Origin of the sequence: Acinetobacter sp. Colony158, from assembly GCF_019264745.1 — a bacterium.
GTDB lineage: Bacteria > Pseudomonadota > Gammaproteobacteria > Pseudomonadales > Moraxellaceae > Acinetobacter > Acinetobacter ursingii.
This window is the reverse complement of the sequence record NZ_CP078523.1, coordinates 2874856-2898620: the sequence shown is the minus strand read 5'-3', so window position 1 is coordinate 2898620 and position 23765 is coordinate 2874856. Positions and strand designations below refer to the sequence as shown.

Genomic DNA, 23765 nt, shown 5'->3' with positions numbered 1-23765 from the left:
AATTTAGTTTCGCTTGTCGATATTTTAATTTGTTATTTTTAATAAGACAAGGCTTTTTAATGATAAAAAAAGCCAGTAGGGCTAATACTGGCTATAAACTGAAATCGGTTTAAATTGTTATTAATATCATGATTAATTACGATTTTTGCGGATCAAATTGTTTCTCTTTAATAAACAGCGCTGGAATCACACCACAAATGAAGTAAGCTGCGCCCATGACCACAAAACCAAGTCCAATAGAACCACCAGAAGCCAAGAAACCAATGGTTGCTGGGGCAATGGCTGCACCTAAACGTCCTACGTTATAAGCACCACCAATGGCTGTACCACGAATTGCCGTTGGGAAGCTTTCAGTCATATAGGTTGCATTTACGCCGTATGGAATACCGTATAAAAAGCCAAAGATTACCAATAAATATAAAATGTTGTCTGGTGAGTTATAGAACACAATTAAAGGTAGGAAGATGGCTGTACCAATTGCACCAAATGCATAAGTAAAACGACGACCTAATTTATCTGCCATGAAGCCAGCCAAAATTTTACCTAAAATCATGGCTGTATATGTACCAACCATATAGGCAGTCATTTCTTTAAACTTCATCCCAAGTTCACTTTCAAGGTACGATGGCATCCAGTTATTTACACCATAATAACCAAACTGCAAGAAGCCTGCGGTGAGTGCCCACAAGATAAACATATTGCGGTTACGTTTATCCTGAAAAATCAGTTTAAATGCAGATTCTTTTGGCTGTTCATTATTTTGGATTGGTTGTAAGCGTGCTTGCTGCCATGCTGCTGGTTCAGGTACAAGAATTTGCATCAATACAGCCATGATCACAGGAATGATCGCAATAAAAAACAGCATGCGCCAGCCATGCTCAGGAATAATCCAGCCTGCAAGCAAGGTTGCTACGATATAGCCGACTGTCCAGCCTGCTTGTAATGTTCCCAAAACTGTAGTGCGGTAGCGTGTAGGCACATATTCAGCCATCAGCGTATTACAGGCAATATATAAAGAACCTAAGCCGAGTGAAGCAAAGAAACGTAAAATTCCAAACTGTAAAAAGCTGTGAGTTAAACCTAATCCACAGGTTAAGATTGAAAATGTCAGGATAGAAATAACGACGATACGAACACGCCCAAAACGGTCAGAGGCCCAACCGCCAAAAATCCCACCAACAGCCATACCTGCTAAGGTAAAACTTCCTAACATCCCCGCTTCGACTGAAGTTAATCCGAAATCTGCTTTAATACTATTTAAGCTATATGAAAGCAGCATCAGATCAGCACCATCAACCAACAGTGCTAAAAATGCAAATAGAAATGCAATTTTCCATGTATTTGGTCCAATTTTGGACGTCAGTTTGTTTGTGTTCACAGCAGTTCCTTTACCACAGAGGAGATTCCCAAAGCACAACACCGAGTTTTTAATGATTTAAAAATCGGAAAATTTATGTGGGAGATTTCTAAAATTTTTCGGATAGTAAAACAAAGAGTCAAATAAAACAATAATTATAAAAATAAGTATCGCACAGCGATATTTTATTATGTATATTAAATTTATGTTTTTTAATGAAAAATTTTGTGAAAAGCAAAAACTACGACTTTAGTCGTGAACTACTCAGTATTTGCTATTACAGGTAATGGGTGTATATTAGTTATTCAATATCGCTATGCGAAACTTAATATTAATTTTTAATATTAATTCTTTTGCTGATTCTGATCGTTATAGGAAAAAATATGGGTGCTCTAGAAGGATTTCGTGTTCTAGATTTAAGTCGGGTACTAGCAGGACCATGGTGTGGTCAAATTTTGGCAGATTTGGGTGCTGAAGTCATTAAAGTCGAACGTCCTAAACGTGGCGATGATACGCGTGCATGGGGACCACCATGGATGAAAGACGATGAAGGACGCGATACACACGAAGCGGCATATTATCAATCGACTAATCGTAATAAGCTTTCCGTCGCCATTGATATCGCAACCCCTGAAGGGCAGGAAGTGGTTCGGGCTTTGGCGCTTGAGTCAGATGTTGTGATTGAAAACTATAAGACAGGTTCATTAAAGAAATATGGTCTGGATTATGAAACTTTATCTAAACTCAATCCCAAATTGATCTATTGTTCAATCACGGGTTTTGGGCAGACTGGTCCTCGTGCAGAAGAACCGGGTTATGACTTTATCATTCAAGGCATGGGCGGACTTATGTCCGTGACTGGTGAAAAAGATGACTTACCGGGTGGCGGACCACAAAAATTAGGCATTGCATTTTCCGATATTACAACAGGTTTGTATTCTACAATTGCGATTCAGGCGGCTTTACTCAATCGAAATATTACTGGCTTAGGGCAATACATTGATATGGCATTGCTTGATGTGCAAATTGCAACATTGGCTAATCAAGGGATGAATTATCTTGCATCAGGTAAAGTGCCTGGTCGCTATGGTAATGCCCACGCCAATATCGTGCCTTATCAAGTGTTTAAAGCTTGCGATCGCGATTTTATTATTGCCTGTGGTAATGACACACAATTTATTCAGCTCTGTCAGGCAATTGGTTTGCCAGAACTTCCGAATGATCCAAAATTTACTCGAAATGCTGATCGTATCAAGCATCGGGAAGAGATCACCGATCTACTTTCAACACATTTTGCAAGCAAAACAGCTGATGAATGGGTTGCTGCAATTCATGCGGCAAAAGTCCCTGTTGGCGTGATTAATAACCTAGAGCAAGCATTTGAAGAACCACAAGTCGTGGAACGGAAAATGTTAGTCGATATGCCACATCCACAGCGTCAACATTTAAAAGTGATTGGTTCTCCAATCAAAATGTCACGGACACCTATTGAGTACAAACGTGCGCCACCGATGTTGGGACAACATACCGATGAAATACTTTCAAGGATCTTGTCTAAATCAACACTGGATGAGTTAAAATCGAAAGGGATTGTAGAATAAGATTACAAAAAGGCGGTAATAGCAAAAGAAGTAAACGTTTTTGTACATGCTTCTTTTGCTATTGATAGAATAAATAGATTATAATTTTCGCATTGCGAAACATTAATAGATTTGAGTGCGCTCTAATACCATGACTGATTTAAACGAAACCGAACAAACGGAAAAACTACTGGTTCCGCTACGCCATGAATTACTTCATCCTATTGAAGACATGCAAGAAGAGGACGATCGTCAGTTTATTACTGCACTAGCACGTGGTTTAGAGCTTTTACGTTGCTTTTCAGCTAAACAGCCACATTTGGGTAATCAGGAATTATCACAAATGACGGGGCTACCCAAGCCAACGATTACGCGTTTGACCCATACTTTGTCGCGTTTGGGTTATATTCGCCAAGTACCCAACTCAACTAAATTTCAATTATCTGTAGGTGTTTTAGCTTTTGGCTATTCGATGCTCGCCAATGTCTCGGTAAGATCTATTGCTCAACCTTATATGAAAGAGTTGGCTGATTATGCGGGCGCTGCGGTCGCGATGTCGACGCGCGATCGTCTGAATATGATTTATCTGGATGTAGTGCAGGGCAAAGGTAATGTGACCATGCGTCGTCAGGTTGGAACCTATTTGCCTATTCACTTAAGTTCGATGGGCCGTGCCTGTCTGGCAGCAATGCCTGAAGATGAACGTGACTTTTTACTCAATGCAATTCGTCTTAAACATAAGGAAGACTGGATCAAGATCAACCGTGATCTGGATAAAGCATTTAAAGACTATCAGGATTTTGGCTATTGCTTTTCTATGGGTGATTGGCATAAAGATGTGAATTCGGTCGCGGTGCCTTTATTGCATGAGCAACATGGTCTTTTAGTCTTTAACTGCGGCGGGCCAAGCTTTATTATGAAACGTGAAAAGCTAGAAGAAGATATCGCACCGCGTTTATTACACATGGTCAATAATATAAAAACTGAAATTGGTTAATTTTATTTTTTATAGATTTCTTTGATCATTCCCTTTTATTTCTCTTTTGGGAGRAAATAAATAAGGTTTAAATGATGATGAAAAAAAATCAGATATTTAACCAGTAATACTCAAATTATTACTGGTTTTTATTTATCCATAATTGGGGAAAGTTTTGCATCTCGAAGACAACAATAAAGTGCTAAAATAGCAAAAATAATGCCTAATATACATACTCCATTCCAACCAAAATGCCGCCATGCATAGCTTCCAGCGGTTGTGCCAACTGCGCCACCTGTAAAATAGCCAGTCATATAAATTGCATTGAATCTTGATCTGAGTTGTTGATTAAGCTTAAACACGATGCTTTGATTGGTAACATGAACTGCTGAAAGACATGAATAAATTAAAATTGTCGCAATCACATAATAAACAAAAGAAAACGGCAATAAAGTAAATAACAACCAACTTAAAATCAGACCAATACCACAGCTAATTGAAATCTTATGAATATAACCCTGATCGATATATTTACCTGAAAAGTTGGCAATAAATGTCCCAATAATTCCCACAAAACCAAATAAACCAATGGTAAAGTCACTAAAATAATAAGGTGCAGGAGCAAGTAAAAGCGACATCGTGGTAAAGGTCATGCTGATTCCTGCAAAGGTTAAAAAACCAATGTAGGTTCGACGACGTAAACGTTGATTTTGTTTAAAAATAATAGGAATGGAACGAATGGTTTTAAAATAACTTTCGGACTGCGTAGCAGGAAAAGAGCCGATTTTATTATATAAGACAACTGCTATGATGAGTAATAAAAAGCCACTAATCTGATAGATAATATTCCATGCAAACAATGTTGACATTAGTCCTGATAAGGAACGTGCCAATAAAATACCAATCATTAAGCCGCTAATCAGAAAACCAACGACGCGACCACTGTGCTGAATAGGGACTAAACTTGCAGCCAGTGGTAATAAAAGTTGTGCAGAAACCGAAAATAAGCCTGTAATTAATGTACCAAACATGATCCAGCCAATATGGCTAGAAAATCCACTGATCAATAAGCCCAAAGAGGCGAGCAGCATTAAGATAAATAATAGTCGCCTTTTCTCAAGGATGTCTCCTAGAGGCATTAACAAAAGCAGTCCACTGGCATAAGCAATTTGCGCGAGTGTAGGTACCCATGCAACGGTTGTTTCTGAAAGATGTAATGCCACTGCCATTGAATGGATTAGGGGCTGACTAAAATAATTACTTCCTGAGCAAATACCAGCCGCAACTGCCATCAAAATAACGGTTGGTGTATAGATACTCGACGATTTCATGCAGGTTCACTTGAATTTTTTTAGTGCAATTTTTGATTACACATAGAGGGATTCAACAAGCTTAATGAAAAAACAAATTTTTTACAATAATAATAGAATTATATTTTGCAATGCGATATTTTAATTTATTATAAAAAATCGAGTAAGACATATTCAATTTACTCGATCATGGGAATAGTTAAATTTAATCAACAATAATGAGGAAGAATATGAGTGCCTTAACAGGATTTAGGGTTCTGGACTTAAGTCGAATCCTAGCTGGACCTTGGTGTAGCCAGATTTTGGCAGACTTGGGTGCAGAGGTCATCAAGATTGAAAAACCATTTCAGGGTGATGATACACGCATCTGGGGGCCTCCATTTCTTAAAAATGATAACGGTCAGGACACGAGTGAATCGGCTTATTATCTGTCTACAAATCGTGGTAAGCATTCAGTTGCCATTGATATGGCAACTGCCGAAGGTCAAGCCCTGATTAAAAAAATGGTGCTTGAAAGTGATGTTTTAATTGAAAACTATAAAGCAGGTTCTCTTAAAAAATACGGGCTTGACTATGAAAGTTTAAGCCAAATTAACCCGAAACTGGTGTATTGCTCAATTACAGGTTTTGGACAAAAAGGCCCACGTGCAGCAGAACCCGGCTACGATTTTATCATTCAAGGCATGGGTGGCATGATGAGTGTCACAGGCGAACGGGATGATTTGCCCGGTGGCGGGCCGCAAAAAGCAGGTTTGGCATTTGCTGACCTCACTACAGGTTTATACGCTGCGATTGCGATTCAAGCGGCACTGTTATCACGTGTGACCACAGGTGAAGGGCAGCACATCGATATGGCACTACTCGATACGCAAGTCGCTTCACTTTCAGTCTTGGCGATGAATTATTTGACTTCTGCAAAAGTGCCGGGCCGTTTTGGTAATGCACATGCTAATATCGTGCCTTATCAAGTGTTTAAAGCCCAAGAGGGCGAATTTATTATTGCCTGCGGTAATGACCAGCAGTTTAAAGCTTTATGTGAAAGCATTGGTTTGCCTGAACTGTGCAAAGACCCGAAATTTGAAAAGAATAAAGGTCGTGTCACTCATCGCGAAGAAATCAGTGCCATTTTACAACAGCATTTTATGACACAACCTGCTCAAGCTTGGGTGGAGCGTATTCATGCGGTAAAAGTACCAGTAGGGATGATCAATAATTTGCAGCAGACTTTAGAAGAAGAACAGGTGGTTTTTCGGGAAATGGTCGTAAATATGCAGCATCCACTACGTTCCGATTATGTCTCGATTGGCTCACCCATCAAGCTCTCTAAAACACCAGTACAGTATGTTAAAACTCCGCCATATCTAGGCGAAGATACAGACTCTATTTTAGATCGGTTTTTAACGCCAACAGAGCTACAAGATTTAAAAGACAAGAAAGTGGTTCAGCAAGGCTAAGCTTGTACCATTAAACCGAAAAGGAGCATTGATATCATCAATTGCTCCTTTTTTGATTATTTAATTTATAAGCTTTCTGTTAAGGCATCCTGAATGCTATTCACCATATATTTTAAACGCGGGCCAATCTCTTCAATGGTTTTTTCAGCACTCAGTAAATAAGAGGGGGAACCACAGTTAAAAACATATAAGCCATGTTTTGAGCTGATCAATGGCACAGCAACAGAATTAATACCTTGTTGCCATTCGCCTAAAGAAAGGCAATAACCATATTTGGCATATTGTTCAAAAGCCCGATCAAGCTGTTCCTGAATCTGTGGCCATTGTTCTGGTTCTCGTTTTTGTATGGCCTCTAAAATTAAATTCCGTTCGTATTCAGGTGTTGCCACCAAACAGGCTCGACCCATCGAGCTACTATACAGCGGTAATGTTGAACCAATCGGGCGACGTAAGGTGCTATTGGTTTGAACGACATCCAGATAAAGCATATTCAGACGATCGCGAGCTGCTAACGCTACAGGTGCTTGCGCATAAAGGCTCATTTCTTCCATAAAAGGATGTGCCGTAGTGCGAATGGTTAGATTTGATAATGCAGCATAACCCAAAGAAAGTACGCCAATATCAAGCATATATTTGGGAGAATCAGGCATCTGTTTCAAATAGCCTAAGCTAACTAAAGTATTACAAATGCGAGCAATGGTCGGCTTAGGTAGGCCTGTCATTTTGGCTAATTCTAAATTACCTAAGACTTGATGTTGTAATGAGAAACAACGTAGTAGTTCTAAACCACGTGCCAAAGATGCAATAAATTGAGGATTATTTTCACGATGAATATGAGAAATAGGATCTAGACGAATTTCATCAAAATTAAGTGTTTTATCATTCTTTTTACTTTCAGCGTGTTGCGACATTGAATTCTCAAATTAAAAAGGATCTCCTGATCATAGAGCATTTTATTTTGCATTGTAAAATGAATCCATTCATCATAAACAGGGTTATGATGAATGGATATGTTTTGATGGTTAAGCGACGTTCTCAATGACCATTGCTAAACCTTGGCCAACACCAATACATAGGCTGACAACAGCATATTTTTTATTACGGCGCTGTAACTCACGTGCAACAGTCAATGCCAAACGCGCGCCAGAAGCACCTAAAGGATGACCAACGGCGATTGCACCACCATTTGGATTGACACGTGGATCATTAAAGTCAACCCCTAGACCTTTTAAGCAAGATAAAACCTGTGAAGCAAACGCTTCATTGATTTCAATAATATCTAGGTCATCTAATGTTAAGCCTGCACGAGATACCGCTTTTTTAATTGCTTCAATCGGACCTGCACCCATGATGCGTGGTTCAACACCAGCCGCAGCCGCAGACAAAATTTTTGCCATTGGCTTAAGACCATATTTTTGACCAGCAGCTTCTGAACCGATTAATACCGCAGCAGCACCATCATTAATGCCCGATGCATTACCAGCAGTGACCACACCACCTTCAAATAATGGTTTGAGCTTGGTTAAAGCTTCAACGGTTGAGCTTGGGCGAGGGTGTTCATCTTCAGTCACTTGTTTTGGCGGTAGCTTTTTACCTTGAGAGACTTCAACCGCAGTGATTTCACCTTCAAAAAAGCCTTCTTCTTTTGCTTTTTGGTATTTCGCTTGAGATTGAGCAGCAAATAAGTCAGCCTGTTCACGAGTAATGCCATATTCAACGGCGACATTATCACCTGTTTCAGGCATAGAATGACCGCCATACTGTGCCACGATCTTTTTATTCGGAAAACGTGAACCAATAGTGGTGTCATAGATTTTAGCATCACGGCTATATGCACTTTCTGCTTTACCCATGACAAAAGGAGCGCGAGACATGCTTTCTACGCCACCAGCGACATATAAATCGCCTTCGCCGCAAGTGATGGCACGCGCAGAATCAATAATTGCACCTAAACCACTGGCACATAAACGATTGACCGTTTGACCCGGCACAGTCACAGGTAAGCCTGCTAATAATGCAGCATGACGTGCCACGTTACGGCTATCTTCACCGGCCTGATTGGTATCACCAAAAATGACATCTTCAATATCGGCACCCGGTACACCTGTTTTTTCAATCAAACGTTGAATGACCAAGCCAGCTAAGTCATCAGGGCGAATTGAAGCAAGTTCACCTGCATGGCGACCAAATGGAGTACGTAAACCGTCGTAAATATATGCGTTTAACATGGAGTAAATTCCCTTTTTAAATTAAGCAGTAAAAGTAAGTGGAAGATTCAGTGCGACACGGCGTTGTAACCATGGGCTAGGGCGATAACGCGGATCGTAAGTTAATTCGGAAATGCGATTTAGGATCAGTAAAATTTTGTCTGAACCGAGTACGTCACCCCATTCGATTGGGCCGTATGGATAACCTAAACCTAAGCGAACAGCTGCATTAATATCATCGACTGTTGCAATATTTTGTTGTGCAATGTCACAACCTAAATTAATCACCATCGCCAATACACGTTGCGCGACAAAACCTGTGCTTTCATCAATCATGCTGACTAATGCACCATCAAGGTTGAATATTGAATGCGCGGCTTGAACATAATCGGCTTGGGTGGCAAGTGAAGGCATCAAGGTACGATGTTTTTCAATGCCATACAGCATATCAATCGCGACACTATGCGCAGGGTTTACATTGAAACGTTTCGCCGCATGTGTGGTATCTTCACCATAACAAGCCAATAAACATAAGCTGTCTGCTTGAGGCGTTGTTCCTGTATCCAGTTGAATATTTTGTGTAGTGAGATAGGCTTCGAGCAGTTTTTTGTCAGCTGCAAAATCAGCTGCAATCCATACAGTCGGATAACGGTCTAAACGTTCAACCACTTTGGCAGGTGTTTCACCTGTTTTACTTCCTGTAGGATAGTCATAAAAACCCTGACCAACTTTGCGACCCAATTGTTTGGCTTCGAGCATTTGTTTGGTGAGTGGACTTGGACGATAACGTGCTTCTTCGTAATATTGATGATAGATTGATTCCATCACAGGATGTGAAACATCAAGTCCTGTTAAATCCATCAGTTCAAAGGGGCCCATTCTGAAACCCACACCGTCACGTAAAATACGATCAATTTCACTGATGTCTGTGACATTTTCATTCAAAATTTTTAAAGCTTCAGTGCCATAAGCACGACCCGCATGATTAATAATAAATCCTGGAGTATCTTTTGCCACCACTGGGCGATGACCAAATACACGAGAAAGTTGGTTCAGCGTTTCCACATGTTTTGGATCTGTTTTTAAACCTTGAATCACTTCAACCACTTTCATCAGTGGAACAGGATTGAAGAAGTGATAGCCGATCACACGTTCAGGATGCTGACAATTCGCTGCAATTGCAGTAATTGAAAGTGATGAAGTGTTTGAAGCCAAAATTGTGGTTTCTGGGACAATCGCTTCAAGTTGATCCATCAAAGATTGTTTAATATCTAAACGCTCAATAATGGCTTCAACGATCAAATCACAGCTTTTTAAATCACTAAGTTCATGGGCAATCAAAAGATTTGCATTGGCTGCATCAGCTTGTTCAGCTGTGATTTTGTTTTTATCAAGTAGCTTTTGAAAGGTCGCTGCCAATTTTTCTTTGGCTTGCTGTGCTGCACCAGCTTTGGCATCGTACAAATAAGTGGTGTGACCCGATTGGGCTGCAATCTGGGCAATACCACTACCCATAACACCGACACCAATAATGGCAATAGTTTTGATCTGTTGTGTCATGATAACTGTCCTAAGATACTGTAATCATTTAAAAAATAAAGATATAAAAAATTAGGTTAATCGCTGTTTATCGCCATCTATCGGTAATATTTGCCCAGAGATGGAACTCGCACTATCCGATGCGAGAAAAACGCATAAATCTGCGATATGTTTAGGATTGACAAATTGTTTAAGGGATTGATTGGCAAGTGCGTTTTGAGTCACTTCTTCAAGAGAAATATTCATGGCATCTGCACGAGCTTGTAATACACGTTGCACACGTTCACCATCGACTGCACCGGGAAGAACTGCATTGACACGAATATCAAAGGCACCCAGTTCCATCGAAAGCGTTTTAGTAAAACCAATGATTCCCCATTTTGAAGTCGAATAGGCCAGTCTAAATGGATAACCCATTCGTCCTGCAATCGAGGAAAGATTGATAATGACACCAGAATCGGATTGCTTGAGATAAGGAATCGCCAATTTCGTCATCATAAAAGTACTGTTCAGGTTTAAATTTAAAACCTGTGTCCAGTCTTCAAAACTCAGTTCATCTGCTGCCACCGTAGGGCCAGAAATTCCTGTGTTATTCACCAAAATATCTAATCCGCCTAACGCTTGCATGGCAGTTTCAAACATGGGTTGAATCGCATTCATTTGACCCAGATCACAATACGCAATCTGTAGTTGAGGATAATCCTGTTTGAATTGCTGCAAGCTTTGTTGATTGATATCACACACAAAAACATCATCGCCTTGTTTTAAAAAGGCTTCTGCGATACATCGACCAATCCCGGAACCACCAGCACTAATAAATACTTTACGCGCCATCAATTTCATTTCCTCAATATTCGACTGTAAAGACCTATTTGCCTTGATAAGAAGGTTTGCGTTTTTCTATAAAAGCATTGATCCCTTCATTTTTGTCTTCAGTCGAAAATAATAATTGGAAAGATTTACGTTCTAAGGTTAAGCCAGCATTTAATGGCACATCTTCACTCATCAGCGCAACTTCTTTAATTTGCTGCAATGCGATCGGTGGCATTTTGGCAAGACTTTGCGCCATTTTGATAGCAGTAGGAATGGTTTGGTCATCTTCGGTCACTTGAGAGACTAGACCCATGATATAGGCTTCTTCTGCTGGAACCATGGCACCTGTCATAATCATACGCATCGCATGGAATTTTCCGACCGCACGGAACAGACGCTGTGTACCACCAGCACCTGGCATTAAACCGACTTTAATTTCAGGCTGTCCAAAAATGGCACCTTTACCTGCAATAATAATGTCGCTGTGCATGGCAAGTTCACAACCACCACCAAGAGCATAGCCATTCACTGCCGCAATAACAGGTTTTGGACATTGAGAAATCGCGTTCCAATAACGTTCTGTACGGCGTAGCATCATGTCAGTTGAACCTGCTGTTGCCATTTCTTTTAAATCTGCGCCAGCTGCAAACACTTCATCACCACCTGTAAGGACAATGGCGTGAATATCGTCATTAAAGCTAATTTCAGTAAATGCCTGTGCAAGTTGTTTGCGCACTTCTGTGTTTAACGCATTTTTTGATTCAGGGCGGTTGATTTTGACGATTGCTATTTTTTCAATTGAATAATCGATTTCGACGAAATTATCCTTGTTCATATCTGTCATTTTTACATCCTTTGTTTCGCATATCAAAACTATATTCCTCATATAATGCTTAATCGACAAAAATTTTCAAGTGTTTTTTATGACATTAATTGATTGAACTTTTTGATAAATCAGTAAATGCCTGAAAAATAAAGCCTAGCTGATACATAATTTCGTTTAACGAAATTTATTTTTAAAAAAGTATTGAAAAAATGGTTTTAATTCTCGTAGTATGAAATTAATTTAATGCAGAACTAGATTTTGTGAAACTTTGTGTGCTGACTAATTTGCAAAATAAATAGTTGGTATCAATAGCGAAATATATGAAATGGGAGATCACTCATGATCCGCGATGAAGGAATGTTGCAACAATTACTCTCGACTATTCGGGATTTTGTCAAAAATGAATTGATTCCAAGAGAACATGAAGTTGCTGAAAATGACCGTATTCCTGAAGATATTGTTCAGCAAATGCGTGAACTAGGCTTATTCGGTTTGACCATTCCAGAAGAATACGGCGGTTTAGGTATCACGATGGAAGAGGAAGTCAATGTTGCCTTTGAATTGGGTCATACTTCTCCTGCATTTCGTTCGTTAATTGGTACAAATAACGGCATTGGTTCAAGTGGTCTGATCATTGATGGTACTGAAGAGCAGAAACAAAAATATTTACCGCGTTATGCAAGCGGCGAAATTATTGGTTCTTTCTGTCTGACTGAACCAGAAGCGGGTTCTGATGCGGCATCTTTAAAAACAACTGCGGTAAAAGATGGCGATTTCTACGTTTTAAATGGTACTAAACGTTTTATTACCAATGCACCGCATGCTGCGACTTTTACAGTGATGGCACGTACTAATCCTGAAATTAAAGGTGCAAGTGGTATTTCTGCATTTTTGGTTGAAGCCAATACCCCAGGAATTACGCTCGGTAAAATTGATAAAAAAATGGGACAAAAAGGATCACATACTTGTGATGTGATTTTTGAAAACTGTCGTGTACCTGCTTCTGCATTAATCGGTGGGGTAGAAGGCGTAGGTTTCAAAACTGCAATGAAAGTTTTGGATAAAGGTCGTCTACACATTGGTGCATATAGTGTTGGTGTGGCGGAACGTATGCTGGATGATGCACTTCGTTATGCTGTAGAGCGTAAACAATTTGGTCAACCGATTGCAAATTTTCAATTGATTCAAGCCATGCTTGCAGACTCTAAAGCTGAAATCTATGCAGCCAAATGTATGGTTTTAGATGCTGCACGTCGTCGTGATGAAGGTCAAAACATTAGCACTGAAGCATCTTGCGCAAAAATGTTTGCTACTGAAATGTGTGGTCGTGTAGCAGATCGCTGTGTACAGATTCATGGTGGCGCGGGTTATATCAGCGAATATTCAATTGAACGTTTTTATCGTGACGTTCGCTTGTTCCGTCTTTATGAAGGAACAACTCAAGTTCAACAAATCATTATCGCTAAAAATATGATTAAGGAAGTGACTGCTTAACTTCTGATCTTATATGACATGAGGCAATTGGATGCCTCATGTGTTTTTTGTCTGAGGAAATAGACATGACAACAGATACAATTACATCAAGTAATACAATACAGGCGATTCAAACGCCTAAAAAAATTTGGATTACTGCATTTATATTTGCTTTTCTTGCTTTGCTCTGTGACGGTGCTGACTTAGGATTTTTAGCATTAAGTTTGACCAGTCTTAAAACAGAGTTTCATCTTACTGGGGTTCAAGCCGGGACATTAGGTAGTTTAACTTTATTCGGTTCTGCAATCGGGGGATTGATCGGGGGATGGGCGTGTGACCGTTTTGGGCGCGTACGTATCATCGTATTCTTTATTGCTTACTCTTCAATTTTAACCTGTGCTTTAGGCTTTACTCATTCTTTTGAACAATTTGCGCTAGTGCGTGTTTTTGGTTCAATGGGCTTAGGCGCACTATATATTGCCTGTAACGTGTTGATGTCTGAAATGGTACCGACCCGACATCGTACAACAGTTCTTGCAGCCTTAATGACAGGTTATACATTAGGTTCATTACTTGCGACTTTATTGGCTGGACATATTATTCCAGATCATGGCTGGCGTTATCTTTATTGGTTAGCGATTACACCTATTGTTTTGTCTTTCTTTATGTATTTCATGGTGCCTGAACCAGAATCATGGAAAAAATCGCGTCAACTTCGTGCAGCTCAAACCGAAGGCGGTATGAAAGCGGTTAAGCGTGAAAATCCATATCGTGAAATCTTTAAAGAAAAGAAACACGGCATCATGTTTTTGCTGTGGGTGGTGAGTACAGGTGCATTGCAGTTTGGCTATTACGGTGTCAGTAACTGGTTGCCAGCATATCTTGAATCTGAACTCGGTATCAAATTCAAAGAAATGGCCATGTATATGGTGGGCACATTCATCATTATGATTTTTGCCAAAATCATTGCAGGGATGATTGCAGATCGTTTAGGGCGTCGTGCTGTATTTGCTTTTGGAACCATCGGGACTGCTTTATTTATCCCAGTGATTGTTTATCTCAATACGCCTACAAACATTCTTTGGTTAATGCTGTTCTTTGGTTTCCTTTACGGAATTCCTTATGCCATCAATGCAACTTATATGACGGAAAGTTTTCCAACGTCGATTCGTGGTACAGCAGTGGGTGGTGCATACAATGTTGGTAAAGTACTTTCTATTTTCTCTCCATTAACGATTGGTTATTTATCTCAAAGCGGCTCAATTGGTTTGGGGCTGTTGGTGATGGCCGCTGCATATTTTATTTGTGGTGTGATTCCACTGTTATTCATTAAAGACAGACTATTTAATCCACAAAAAGCGGATTAATGCTGCTATTCAGACTGGTGATGGATCACCAGTCTGTATTTAAAAATATTCAATATTTAAAAGTACAACAAATTCATCTAAATGAAATAGGTGGCAATATGAAAATGGAAGTTTTGGGTTTTGAGAAAGATACGGTGATTCAGACGCCAAAAAAAGTCTGGATGACTGCGTTTATATTTTGTTTTTTGGTGTTGCTGTGTGACGGAGCAGATATTGGGATTTTAGCTTTTACACTAACAAGTTTGAAAGCAGAGTTTGGTTTAACCAGTGTACAGGCAGGAGCACTCGGAAGCTGGTCTATTTTTGGAATGGCCATTGGTGGTTTGATTGGTGGATGGGCAAGTGATCGCTTTGGACGTGTACGCGTGATTGTCATTGCAACAGCGATGTTTGCCATTCTTTCTGCATGTACGGGTTTGGCGCAGTCTTATGAACAGATTGTTATTTTAAGAACCATTACCTGTCTGGGTTTAGGATCACTGTATATTGCATGTAATACGCTTATGTCGGAACTGGTTCCGACTAAATATAGAACCACTGTTCTGGCAACGCTCATGACTGGTTATACCTTAGGTTCATTGGTCATCACGGCTTTATCTGGATGGATTATTCCTGAGTTTGGCTGGCGAATGCTGTATTTCATTACCATTATTCCAATTGTATTTTCCATTTTGATGTTCTTTCTTGTTCCAGAGCCTGCATCATGGAAAAAAGCACGTGCACTCAAATTGGCAAACCCGCAAGCAGGTAAAGCACAAAAACTCGAAAATCCTTATGTCGCATTATTTAAAGATAAACAACACGGCAAGATGTTGATGTTATGGACATTTAGTTCTGGATTTTTATTGTTCGGTTATTTTGGCGTAAGTAATTGGCTGCCTTCATATTTAGAAGCAGAATTGGGAATCAAGTTTAAAGAAATGGCAATTTATATGATTGGGACTTTCCTGACCATGATGTTTGCCAAAGTGATCGCTGGTTTTGTCGCAGACAGAATTGGCCGTCGAATTGTATTTGCATTTGGAACAATGGGGACTGCGCTATTTATTCCAGTCGTTGTTTATTTCCATACGGCCGAAAATATTGGCTGGTTAATGCTAATTTTTGGATTTTTATACGGGATTCCTTATGCCATCAATGCCACCTATTTAACTGAAAGTTTTCCGACTTCAATTCGGGGAACTTCGGTAGGTGGTGCATTTAATATTGGAAGAATTGGTGCAATTTTTGCCCCGATCGCTATTGGTTATTTGGCAACCCATAACTCGATTGGTGCAGGTTTGTTGTTAATGGGAGTAGCCTACTTTTTATGTGGTTTGATTCCAACCTTATTTATCAAAGACAGATTATACGATCCGCAAAAGGCTGAGTAATGAATAGTTTACAAAAAGCTTTGTAAATGAAGACAGAAGGAATGAATTGATATGATTAATAAGATCACCAGTGATATTGAATCGGTCTTAAGAACGATTCCTGATGGTGCAACCATCATGACCAGTGGATTTGGTACTACTGGTCAACCAGAAGCTTTACTGGAAGCGCTTATTGATATTGCACCAAGAGAGCTGACCATTATCAATAATAATGCGTCTTCGGGTCCAAACGGTTTAACCAAACTATTTACGGCTGGACTGGTTAAAAAACTGGTTTGTTCGTTTCCAAAGTCTGTAAGTTCAACAGTTTTTCCTGACTTATATCGTGCTGGAAAAATTGAACTAGAACTTGTTCCACAGGGCAATCTGGCTTGCCGTATTCAGGCCGCAGGTGCAGGACTTGGGGCAGTATTCACTCCAACAGCTTACGGTACAAAGATTGCTGAAGGTAAAGAGACAAGAACCATCAATGGTAAAAACTATGTATTGGAATATCCATTACATGCCGATTTTGCTTTTATTTATGCGGACAAAGCTGATCGTTGGGGCAACCTGATTTATCGTAAAGCCGCGCGTAATTTTGGTCCAATTATGGCAAAAGCCGCGACGACCACAATTGTACAGGTCAATGATGTCGTGGAGCTGGGTAGTCTTGATCCTGAATGCATCATCACTCCAGGAATATTTGTACAGTATGTTGTCAAAGTAGGAGATATCAAATGACCATTCAAAAAAGAAGTCGTGAAGAAATAGCCGCTATTATCGCAAAAGATATTCCTGATGGTTCTTATGTAAATTTGGGGATTGGATTGCCGACCAATGTTGCCAAACATTTGCCTAAAGACAAGGAAATCTTTCTACATTCTGAAAATGGAGTATTGGCATTTGGCCCACCGCCAGCACCAGGTGAAGAAGATCCAGATTTAGTCAATGCGGGTAAAGAACTGGTGACTTTATTACCAGGTGGTTGTTTTATGCATCATGGTGATTCATTCGACATTATGCGTGGCGGACATTTGGATATCTGTGTATTGGGTGCAGCATTTCAAGTTGCATTGAATGGTGATCTGGCGAATTGGCATACAGGTCGAGAAGATGATATCCCTGCGGTCGGTGGCGCAATGGATTTGGCGGTTGGTGCAAAACGTATTTTTGTTTATATGGAGCACACCACTAAAAAAGGTGAAGCCAAAATTGTGAATCAATTGAGTTATCCAATCACTGGTGAGCAATGTGTCGATCGTATTTACACCGATCTATGCATTATTGACTTAAAAGGTGGACAAGCACATGTGATTGAAATGGTTGAAGGTCTAACTTTTGATGAGTTGCAGGCTGTAACAGAATGTCCACTTGTGGATGCTCGAATTTAAATTTTACTTTAGTACTTCAAAATAGCTTGTATATGAAAATTCGGATGTTCAGGGGCATATACAAGTTGATTGATTAATCTCTATCTTTAAGGAATAAAGATGAAAAAACTTATTTTAGCTGCGGCTTGTGCCGCGGCTTCTGGGGCGCTTTTTGCAAATTCTGTAGAAAGTACGACTGAGCAACGAATAAATGCGCTGGAAGCAGAATTACAGCGTTTAAAAACTGAGCTTGAGCTGCAAAAGACCAATCAGCAAAAAATATTGGCTACCAATGCCGAATTAGCTGAGAAAAAAACCGTGCAATCTTCTGATTCTTCGGCAAAAACGGATAAAGCAATACCACCTTCATGGGTTACTTGGACTGATAATGTTAAAGTCTACGGAATTGCACGTTTAGATGCGGCTGTTGATTTTCAATCCTCACCAGATACGGGTGGGCGTACAACAAGCAGTATTTATAAAGCACCTTTTGAAAATGATAAACGTGCCAATCATCCGCGTTCAGATGCGATGATTAATGCCAGCCGTTTAGGTGTTTACTTCACTAGCCCAGATAAAAAAGTGACGGGTAATATTGAAGCCGATTTCTTTGATAGCTCGACAATGGGAACTGGCGATGGCAAGTTCCGTATTCGACATGCGTTCTTTACTTATAAAGACTGGACGTTTGGTCAGACTTGGTCACTGATGTCGAATATGGAAACCCGTACAGAATCAGTCGACTATACCCAATTTATGGGAACCTCGTATACGCGTTTGCCACAAGTTCGTTATGACTGGAAAATTGATAACAATCATGATTTAAAAGTTGCACTTGAATATACAAGCTCACGGGTTTCTGCTTTTCCATCTTTAACAGGACGATATACCTATAAAGAGGGCCCGTTGCTTGTACTTGCTCAAGGTTTCGTCAACGAAAAATCTGCCGATGTTGGCAGAGATGATGTTAAAAAAGTCAGTTGGGGAGCTGGTGGTGGTTTGAAATATCAAATTACGCCAAAACAGTCCTTACAGGCAAACTATCAGCATATTGTTGGTGATCAGAAATTTATGCCATATACCACTCAAAGTGGTTTGGCCAATGCTGCAAGCTTAAATGCATCAGGCGATTTCTCATTAAATAAAGACAAAACTGATTTGGTGATGAATACACTGGATTCATTTAATATTGGTTATACCTATAAGTTTAATGAGCAATGGCGTACCAACTGGTCTGCTTCAATCTTTAAATATGATGACAGTAGTGACTATGCTGAATTAAATCAGGATGCCAATGATCGTTTAACCGATTATGCTGCTAACTTATTCTATAGCCCAACAGCGCAAATGGATTTTGGTGTGGAATATCATCTAGGTGAGCGCAAAGTATTTGATGGCAGAACGGCTGACATTTCGCGTGTCAACTTTGTATCGATGTATAAATTTTAAAATCAGCATTTGAGTAAAAAATGTCTAACATGATTCAATCCAGTACAGAACATATGGATATGTCTAAGAGTCTGGTATTTATACTTGCAATGACTTGCGGTATTTGTGCTGGATCGAATTATTATAATCAACCGCTGATTTATTCAATCGCACATGCTCTGGGAGTCAATCCAGATCAAGCCGCACTGGTGATCGTAATTGGTCAACTGTCTTATGCGCTGGGTTTGTTTGTATTGGTTCCTATGGGGGATTTTTTTGAAAAAAGGTCATATATTGTTTTACTAATGATCTGTACAGGTCTGGCTCAAATGGGGCTTTCTTTTAGCCCCAATTTGACGACTTTGTATAGCTTGACCTTTCTTTCCACATTCTTTTCAGTTTCTACTCAAGTTCTCGTTCCATTTGCCGCAGGTTTAGCAACACCTCAAAAAAGCCCACAAGTCGTGGGAACCCTGATGAGTGGCTTGTTCATGGGAATTTTGTTAGCCCGTTCGATTGCCGGACTGATTTCGACGATCTGGACGTGGCATGCTGTTTATTTATTAAGTGGTTTTATTATTCTTCTGTTTGCCTCGATTGTCTGGTTTAAACTTCCAGTTGCTAAAAAGACAGTCAAATTAAAGGTCTGGCAAATCTACGCATCATTATTTACTTTAGCAGTTCATGAACCACATCTTATACGTCGAGGATTAGTGGGCGGTATTGGTTTTGGTATTTTGGCGCTGATTTTTACCACCATGACATTCTTACTGGCCAATGCACCTTATCATTTTAATGACTTTCAAATAGGACTCTTTGGAATAGTTGGTCTGGCAGGAGTATTTGCAACACCGTGGGCAGGTAAAAAAATTGCACATCAGCAGGAAAATATCACGGCTCTGATTAGTCTGAGTTTGCTTATTCTGGCTTGGATTCCCTTATTTTTTGCGCAGAAATTTTTGATCTTATATGCAGTTGGTGTGATTTTAGCCTACTTTGGTTTATCTGCTTTACATGTACTTAATCAAAATCTGGTCTATCGTATTTCTGCACAAGCACGATCTCGAATTAATTCAATTTATATGACGCTGTATTTTGGTGGAGCAGCATTAGGTTCTTTTATTGCAGTTTATACATGGAAACATTCTGGTTGGATTGCATGTGCCAGTATTGGTTTGAGCATGGCAATTATTAGCTTTGTAATTGATCGTTATGATTTTTATAAAATGAGACAACCTCATGACAGAAGATTAAGTCACTAAGACTTAATCTTCTAAAGGTTTATTTGCGGATGATCATAAATGTCGCTGAAGCAAATGCATAAATTTTTCCATTGTCATCCACAATTTTACCTTCAGTGGTAATGATATTTCGACCTGCATTAATCAATTCACCATGCGCATAGTAAGCCGTATCTGTCTGCATTGGCCGAATCATTTTGACATTCAAATCAATCGTTCCGTAACCAACATTGGCTTCAAGTACGGAATGCGCTGCGCCGCCCGTTGCTGTATCTAGCGCAGTCGCGCAAAAACCACCATGTACACCCCCTTGAACATTTAAATGAGTGTTATTGGGTGTCACTTTATAGATCACTTTACCTTTTGAGGCTTCGATCAACTGCATGGGAAGCGTTTGTGCCATTGGGGAAGACGATACTTCGCCATTTTTGAGTGCGGTTAAAAACTCTAAACCTGTTTGCATGATTCATCCTTGCTGTAAAACATGAAAAATACCTTACTATAAAAATAGGATTTTCGGAATAAAATTTTGCATGACAAAAATTAAATTTCTATTAAATAAATAGGTTTAATTTAAAAAATTCATAACATTTTGTATTTTATTATTTAATTATATTTAAATTTATTTTTGGACTAAGCCCCATGAAAAATTAAAGTCAATAAAATGAAATTTGCAGAAATAAATTTTGCAATATGGAATTATTTTAGATATTTTTAACCTATGAGGAGAATAAATTTTGAGAAACTTAAAACATGCTTTTAAGTTGAATAGAAAATCAAGGAAATAGGATATGCCTGTATATAAAGCCCCACAGCGTGATATGCAATTCGTTTTACACGAGATGTTAGAAGTTGAAGAAAACTATCAACAGTTTCCCAAATATGCAGATCAATTTAATCGCGATTTGATCAATCAGTATTTAGAAGCCGCAGCCGATTTTTCTGAAAATGAAATTGCTCCGATCAACCAAAGTGGTGATCATGAAGGCTGTCATCTGGATCAAGGTGTAGTCACGACACCAAAAGGTTTTAAAGAAGCCTATCAGAAATATGTCGAATTAGGTTTTACCTCACTGACGGCTGATCCAGTTTATGGGGGGCAGGGTATGCCTACTTTGTTACGGATCGCTATTTCTGAAATGTTATGCGCGTCGAACTGGTCGTGGGCAATGTATCAGGGACTTTCACATGGTGCGATGCGGACATTGGAGCATCATGGCACTGAACAACAAAAGCAAACTTTTTTGACCAAACTGATAGCAGGAATCTGGACAGGCACCATGTGTTTAACCGAATCGCATGCAGGTTCAGATTTAGGTTTGATTCGGACTAAGGCAGAACCTCAGGCAGATGGTAGTTACGCGATTACAGGCGAGAAAATCTTTATCTCAGCAGGTGAGCATGATCTGGCTGAAAATATTGTGCATATTGTTCTGGCTCGTTTGCCTAATGCACCATCAGGGACCAAAGGCATTTCGTTATTTATTGTGCCCAAGTTTAATGTTGATGACTCCGGTAACATTCAAGATCGTAATCAGGTGGTGTGTAGCGCGATTGAACACAAAATGGGAATTCATGGCAATGCGACCTGCGTGATGAATTTCGACGCGGCTAAAGGTTATCTGATTGGCCCTGAAAATCGTGGTTTAAATTGCATGTTTACCTTTATGAATACTGCGCGTATTGGTACAGCAGTACAAGGCTTGGCAGCATCCGAAATTGCTTTTCAGGGGGCGCTCAGTTATGCCAAAGAACGTTTAGCCATGCGCGCACTCACAGGTGCAAAACAACCTGCACAAAATGCAGATCCAATTATTGTACATCCCGCTGTGCGTAGTATGTTGATGACGCAAAAAGCGTTTGCTGAAGGTGGACGTGCCTTGGCATATTTTCTGGCACAACACGCAGATATTGTTGAAAGCTCAAGTGATCAAGCGCAAAAAAAATTATCAGACGAATTACTGGCATTTTTGACACCGATTGCCAAAGCATTTTTAACTGAATCAGGCAATGAATCTGCCAAACATGGGGTCCAGATTTTTGGTGGTCATGGTTTTATAGTTGAACATGGCATGGAACAAATTGTTCGAGATGCACGTATTTCTACGCTTTATGAAGGCACCACAGAAATTCAGTCACTCGATTTACTGGCGCGTAAAGTACTCAAATCAGAAGGCAAGTTGCTTAAAAATATGACTGATTTAATTGATCAGTTTGTTGAAGAAAATCAGTCCAATTCAAGTTTAAAAACTTATCTGGATCAATTGTCTAAACTTAAAAACGAATGGCTGGAGATTACCAAGCATATTGCAGTTAAAGCACAGCATAATCCAGAGGAAATCGGAGCAGCTTCAGTCGATTATTTATATTACTCAAGTTATATCGTTTTTGCCTATCTGTGGGCGCGTATGGCAAAAGTTGCGCAACAAAAACTGGATCAAGGCACCACTGAACAGAAGTTCTATCAGGCTAAACTTAAAACTGCACAATTCTTTTATGACAAGTTATTAAATCGAACTCAACAGCATGCAGCCTCAATTAAAACAGGCGCTGAATCAGTGATGGCGCTAGATGCAGAAGATTTCGTTTTTTAATCAATGATAAACGTGGAGATGGCGAACATAAAACCATCTCCTCAAACAAGAGTATTGAATATGGATTTTCAACATATTTTGACACATGTCGAGCAACGTGTTGCCTATTTAACACTGAAGCGACCTGAAGTGCTCAATAGTTTTAATGAACAGATGCATCAGGAAGTGACTCAGATTTTGTCCGAATGGGAAACCTCTGAACAGATCAAGGTGATTGTGATTTCAGGTATGGGCAAAGGCTTTTGTGCAGGACAAGATTTATCTGCCCGAAAACCTAAAGTCATCGAAGATCCCAACTATGATGCTGGTGCATCTTTAGATCGTTATTATAATCCTTTGATTTTAAAGATTGCCAATATGCCTAAAGTGGTTGTTGCAGCAGTCAATGGCGTTGCGGCTGGTGCTGGTGCCAATATAGCATTGGCATGCGATATTGTGGTTGCCAAGCAGTCTGCTTCATTTATACAGTCATTTTCTAAAGTAGGTTTAATTCCTGATGCAGGTGGGACTTGGATTTTACCGCGTTTGGTGGGTCATGCCAGAGCAAAAGCGCTGATGTTGCTTGGAAATAAACTATCGGTCGATAAAGCCTTAGAATGGGGCATGATTTGGGAGGTTTATCCAGATGATGCCTTTCAGCAGCAAGTCAATGCATTGGCTGAGACTTTAGCGATGCAACCTTCGTCATCCATGAAACTTATTAAAAAAGCCTTAAATCTTTCGCAGCAAAACGCCCTACAACAACAGCTTGATCTTGAGCGAGATTTGCAACGTGAGGCAGGCAAATCATCAAATTATAAAGAAGGCGTGCAGGCATTTATGCAAAAACGTCAGCCCAACTTCGATTAAACTTAAAACGATTTGTGACACCCAAT

20 protein-coding genes are annotated in these 23765 nt (G+C 39.7%); 12 read left to right on the top strand and 8 right to left on the bottom strand.

The features are described 5' to 3' along the window. Positions 1 to 136: 136 nt before the first annotated feature. Positions 137 to 1378 (bottom strand): MFS transporter, encoded by a 1242-nt coding sequence (locus tag JR005_RS11885; protein ID WP_004987643.1) that lies wholly within the window; start codon positions 1376 to 1378, stop codon positions 137 to 139. Positions 1379 to 1740: 362 nt separating this feature from the next. On the opposite strand from JR005_RS11885, the gene JR005_RS11880 reads away from it, so the two are divergent. Further along, entirely contained in the window at positions 1741 to 2958 is a 1218-nt protein-coding gene (locus tag JR005_RS11880) for a CaiB/BaiF CoA transferase family protein (protein WP_151829867.1), read from the top strand. A gap of 130 nt (positions 2959 to 3088) precedes the next feature. Beyond that, positions 3089 to 3934: an IclR family transcriptional regulator gene (locus tag JR005_RS11875; protein ID WP_004987648.1), complete on the top strand. Its 846-nt coding sequence runs from the start codon at positions 3089 to 3091 to the stop codon at positions 3932 to 3934. 128 nt (positions 3935 to 4062) lie between these two features. Here JR005_RS11875 and JR005_RS11870 read toward each other — a convergent pair whose 3' ends face one another. After that, entirely contained in the window at positions 4063 to 5244 is a 1182-nt protein-coding gene (locus tag JR005_RS11870; RefSeq protein ID WP_218665131.1) for an MFS transporter, read from the bottom strand. Positions 5245 to 5453: 209 nt separating this feature from the next. Between JR005_RS11870 and JR005_RS11865 the strand changes: the two genes are divergently transcribed. Further along, positions 5454 to 6677, top strand: coding sequence for a CaiB/BaiF CoA transferase family protein (locus tag JR005_RS11865; RefSeq protein WP_218665130.1), 1224 nt, complete (start codon positions 5454 to 5456; stop codon positions 6675 to 6677). Positions 6678 to 6742: 65 nt separating this feature from the next. On the opposite strand, the gene JR005_RS11860 is transcribed toward JR005_RS11865, so the two are convergent. The 5 genes from JR005_RS11860 to JR005_RS11840 all read right to left on the bottom strand — a co-directional run bounded on the left by JR005_RS11860 (position 6743) and on the right by JR005_RS11840 (position 12080). Beyond that, positions 6743 to 7588 (bottom strand): IclR family transcriptional regulator, encoded by an 846-nt coding sequence (locus JR005_RS11860; protein WP_004987652.1) that lies wholly within the window; start codon positions 7586 to 7588, stop codon positions 6743 to 6745. 111 nt (positions 7589 to 7699) lie between these two features. Further along, the gene (locus JR005_RS11855; protein WP_004987654.1) at positions 7700 to 8905 is read right to left on the bottom strand and encodes a 3-oxoadipyl-CoA thiolase; all 1206 of its coding nucleotides are present in this window, start codon (positions 8903 to 8905) and stop codon (positions 7700 to 7702) included. Positions 8906 to 8926: 21 nt separating this feature from the next. After that, positions 8927 to 10444, bottom strand: a complete 1518-nt coding sequence (locus tag JR005_RS11850; RefSeq protein WP_218665129.1) for a 3-hydroxyacyl-CoA dehydrogenase — start codon at positions 10442 to 10444, stop codon at positions 8927 to 8929. 51 nt (positions 10445 to 10495) lie between these two features. Then, positions 10496 to 11257 (bottom strand): SDR family oxidoreductase, encoded by a 762-nt coding sequence (locus tag JR005_RS11845; RefSeq protein WP_218665128.1) that lies wholly within the window; start codon positions 11255 to 11257, stop codon positions 10496 to 10498. Positions 11258 to 11291: 34 nt separating this feature from the next. Further along, the gene (locus JR005_RS11840; RefSeq protein ID WP_218665127.1) at positions 11292 to 12080 is read right to left on the bottom strand and encodes an enoyl-CoA hydratase; all 789 of its coding nucleotides are present in this window, start codon (positions 12078 to 12080) and stop codon (positions 11292 to 11294) included. A 321-nt stretch (positions 12081 to 12401) separates the two neighbouring features. On the opposite strand from JR005_RS11840, the gene JR005_RS11835 reads away from it, so the two are divergent. The 7 genes from JR005_RS11835 to JR005_RS11805 all read left to right on the top strand — a co-directional run bounded on the left by JR005_RS11835 (position 12402) and on the right by JR005_RS11805 (position 20317). Further along, positions 12402 to 13556, top strand: coding sequence for an acyl-CoA dehydrogenase family protein (locus JR005_RS11835; RefSeq protein WP_004997831.1), 1155 nt, complete (start codon positions 12402 to 12404; stop codon positions 13554 to 13556). A gap of 65 nt (positions 13557 to 13621) precedes the next feature. After that, the gene (locus tag JR005_RS11830) at positions 13622 to 14902 is read left to right on the top strand and encodes an MFS transporter (protein WP_004987661.1); all 1281 of its coding nucleotides are present in this window, start codon (positions 13622 to 13624) and stop codon (positions 14900 to 14902) included. A 98-nt stretch (positions 14903 to 15000) separates the two neighbouring features. Continuing rightward, positions 15001 to 16275, top strand: coding sequence for an MFS transporter (locus tag JR005_RS11825; protein ID WP_218665837.1), 1275 nt, complete (start codon positions 15001 to 15003; stop codon positions 16273 to 16275). A 51-nt stretch (positions 16276 to 16326) separates the two neighbouring features. Beyond that, positions 16327 to 16998 carry a 3-oxoacid CoA-transferase subunit A gene (locus tag JR005_RS11820; RefSeq protein ID WP_218665126.1) on the top strand — a complete coding sequence of 224 codons (672 nt, stop codon included), beginning with the start codon at positions 16327 to 16329 and terminating at the stop codon, positions 16996 to 16998. Continuing rightward, the gene (locus tag JR005_RS11815) at positions 16995 to 17648 is read left to right on the top strand and encodes a 3-oxoacid CoA-transferase subunit B (protein ID WP_218665125.1); all 654 of its coding nucleotides are present in this window, start codon (positions 16995 to 16997) and stop codon (positions 17646 to 17648) included. The genes JR005_RS11820 and JR005_RS11815 overlap by 4 nt, the downstream gene beginning before the upstream one ends. A 99-nt stretch (positions 17649 to 17747) precedes the next feature. After that, entirely contained in the window at positions 17748 to 19076 is a 1329-nt protein-coding gene (gene dcaP, locus JR005_RS11810; protein WP_044433164.1) for an outer membrane trimeric porin-like protein DcaP, read from the top strand. A gap of 29 nt (positions 19077 to 19105) precedes the next feature. Next, a complete protein-coding gene (locus JR005_RS11805) occupies positions 19106 to 20317 on the top strand; it encodes an MFS transporter (RefSeq protein WP_371863765.1) in 1212 nt (403 codons plus the stop codon). A gap of 19 nt (positions 20318 to 20336) precedes the next feature. Here JR005_RS11805 and JR005_RS11800 read toward each other — a convergent pair whose 3' ends face one another. Further along, complete coding sequence (locus JR005_RS11800) at positions 20337 to 20759, bottom strand: PaaI family thioesterase (protein WP_004987676.1); 423 nt, start codon at positions 20757 to 20759, stop codon at positions 20337 to 20339. A gap of 328 nt (positions 20760 to 21087) precedes the next feature. On the opposite strand from JR005_RS11800, the gene JR005_RS11795 reads away from it, so the two are divergent. Continuing rightward, entirely contained in the window at positions 21088 to 22890 is a 1803-nt protein-coding gene (locus tag JR005_RS11795) for an acyl-CoA dehydrogenase C-terminal domain-containing protein (protein ID WP_218665124.1), read from the top strand. A gap of 60 nt (positions 22891 to 22950) precedes the next feature. Further along, positions 22951 to 23739, top strand: coding sequence for a 2-(1,2-epoxy-1,2-dihydrophenyl)acetyl-CoA isomerase PaaG (gene paaG, locus JR005_RS11790; protein ID WP_218665123.1), 789 nt, complete (start codon positions 22951 to 22953; stop codon positions 23737 to 23739). Positions 23740 to 23765: the final 26 nt, after the last annotated feature.

What these genes read in the sequence shown, in the direction of transcription:
- JR005_RS11880 (WP_151829867.1), top strand. Translation starts at nt 1,741, where the DNA reads ATGGGTGCTCTAGAAGGATTTCGTGTTCTAGATTTAAGTCGGGTACTA.
- JR005_RS11875 (WP_004987648.1), top strand. Translation starts at nt 3,089, where the DNA reads ATGACTGATTTAAACGAAACCGAACAAACGGAAAAACTACTGGTTCCG.
- JR005_RS11870 (WP_218665131.1), bottom strand. Translation starts at nt 5,244, where the DNA reads ATGAAATCGTCGAGTATCTATACACCAACCGTTATTTTGATGGCAGTT.
- JR005_RS11865 (WP_218665130.1), top strand. Translation starts at nt 5,454, where the DNA reads ATGAGTGCCTTAACAGGATTTAGGGTTCTGGACTTAAGTCGAATCCTA.
- JR005_RS11860 (WP_004987652.1), bottom strand. Translation starts at nt 7,588, where the DNA reads ATGTCGCAACACGCTGAAAGTAAAAAGAATGATAAAACACTTAATTTT.
- JR005_RS11855 (WP_004987654.1), bottom strand. Translation starts at nt 8,905, where the DNA reads ATGTTAAACGCATATATTTACGACGGTTTACGTACTCCATTTGGTCGC.
- JR005_RS11850 (WP_218665129.1), bottom strand. Translation starts at nt 10,444, where the DNA reads ATGACACAACAGATCAAAACTATTGCCATTATTGGTGTCGGTGTTATG.
- JR005_RS11845 (WP_218665128.1), bottom strand. Translation starts at nt 11,257, where the DNA reads ATGGCGCGTAAAGTATTTATTAGTGCTGGTGGTTCCGGGATTGGTCGA.
- JR005_RS11840 (WP_218665127.1), bottom strand. Translation starts at nt 12,080, where the DNA reads ATGACAGATATGAACAAGGATAATTTCGTCGAAATCGATTATTCAATT.
- JR005_RS11835 (WP_004997831.1), top strand. Translation starts at nt 12,402, where the DNA reads ATGATCCGCGATGAAGGAATGTTGCAACAATTACTCTCGACTATTCGG.
- JR005_RS11830 (WP_004987661.1), top strand. Translation starts at nt 13,622, where the DNA reads ATGACAACAGATACAATTACATCAAGTAATACAATACAGGCGATTCAA.
- JR005_RS11825 (WP_218665837.1), top strand. Translation starts at nt 15,001, where the DNA reads ATGAAAATGGAAGTTTTGGGTTTTGAGAAAGATACGGTGATTCAGACG.
- JR005_RS11820 (WP_218665126.1), top strand. Translation starts at nt 16,327, where the DNA reads ATGATTAATAAGATCACCAGTGATATTGAATCGGTCTTAAGAACGATT.
- JR005_RS11815 (WP_218665125.1), top strand. Translation starts at nt 16,995, where the DNA reads ATGACCATTCAAAAAAGAAGTCGTGAAGAAATAGCCGCTATTATCGCA.
- dcaP (WP_044433164.1), top strand. Translation starts at nt 17,748, where the DNA reads ATGAAAAAACTTATTTTAGCTGCGGCTTGTGCCGCGGCTTCTGGGGCG.
- JR005_RS11805 (WP_371863765.1), top strand. Translation starts at nt 19,106, where the DNA reads ATGATTCAATCCAGTACAGAACATATGGATATGTCTAAGAGTCTGGTA.
- JR005_RS11800 (WP_004987676.1), bottom strand. Translation starts at nt 20,759, where the DNA reads ATGCAAACAGGTTTAGAGTTTTTAACCGCACTCAAAAATGGCGAAGTA.
- JR005_RS11795 (WP_218665124.1), top strand. Translation starts at nt 21,088, where the DNA reads ATGCCTGTATATAAAGCCCCACAGCGTGATATGCAATTCGTTTTACAC.
- paaG (WP_218665123.1), top strand. Translation starts at nt 22,951, where the DNA reads ATGGATTTTCAACATATTTTGACACATGTCGAGCAACGTGTTGCCTAT.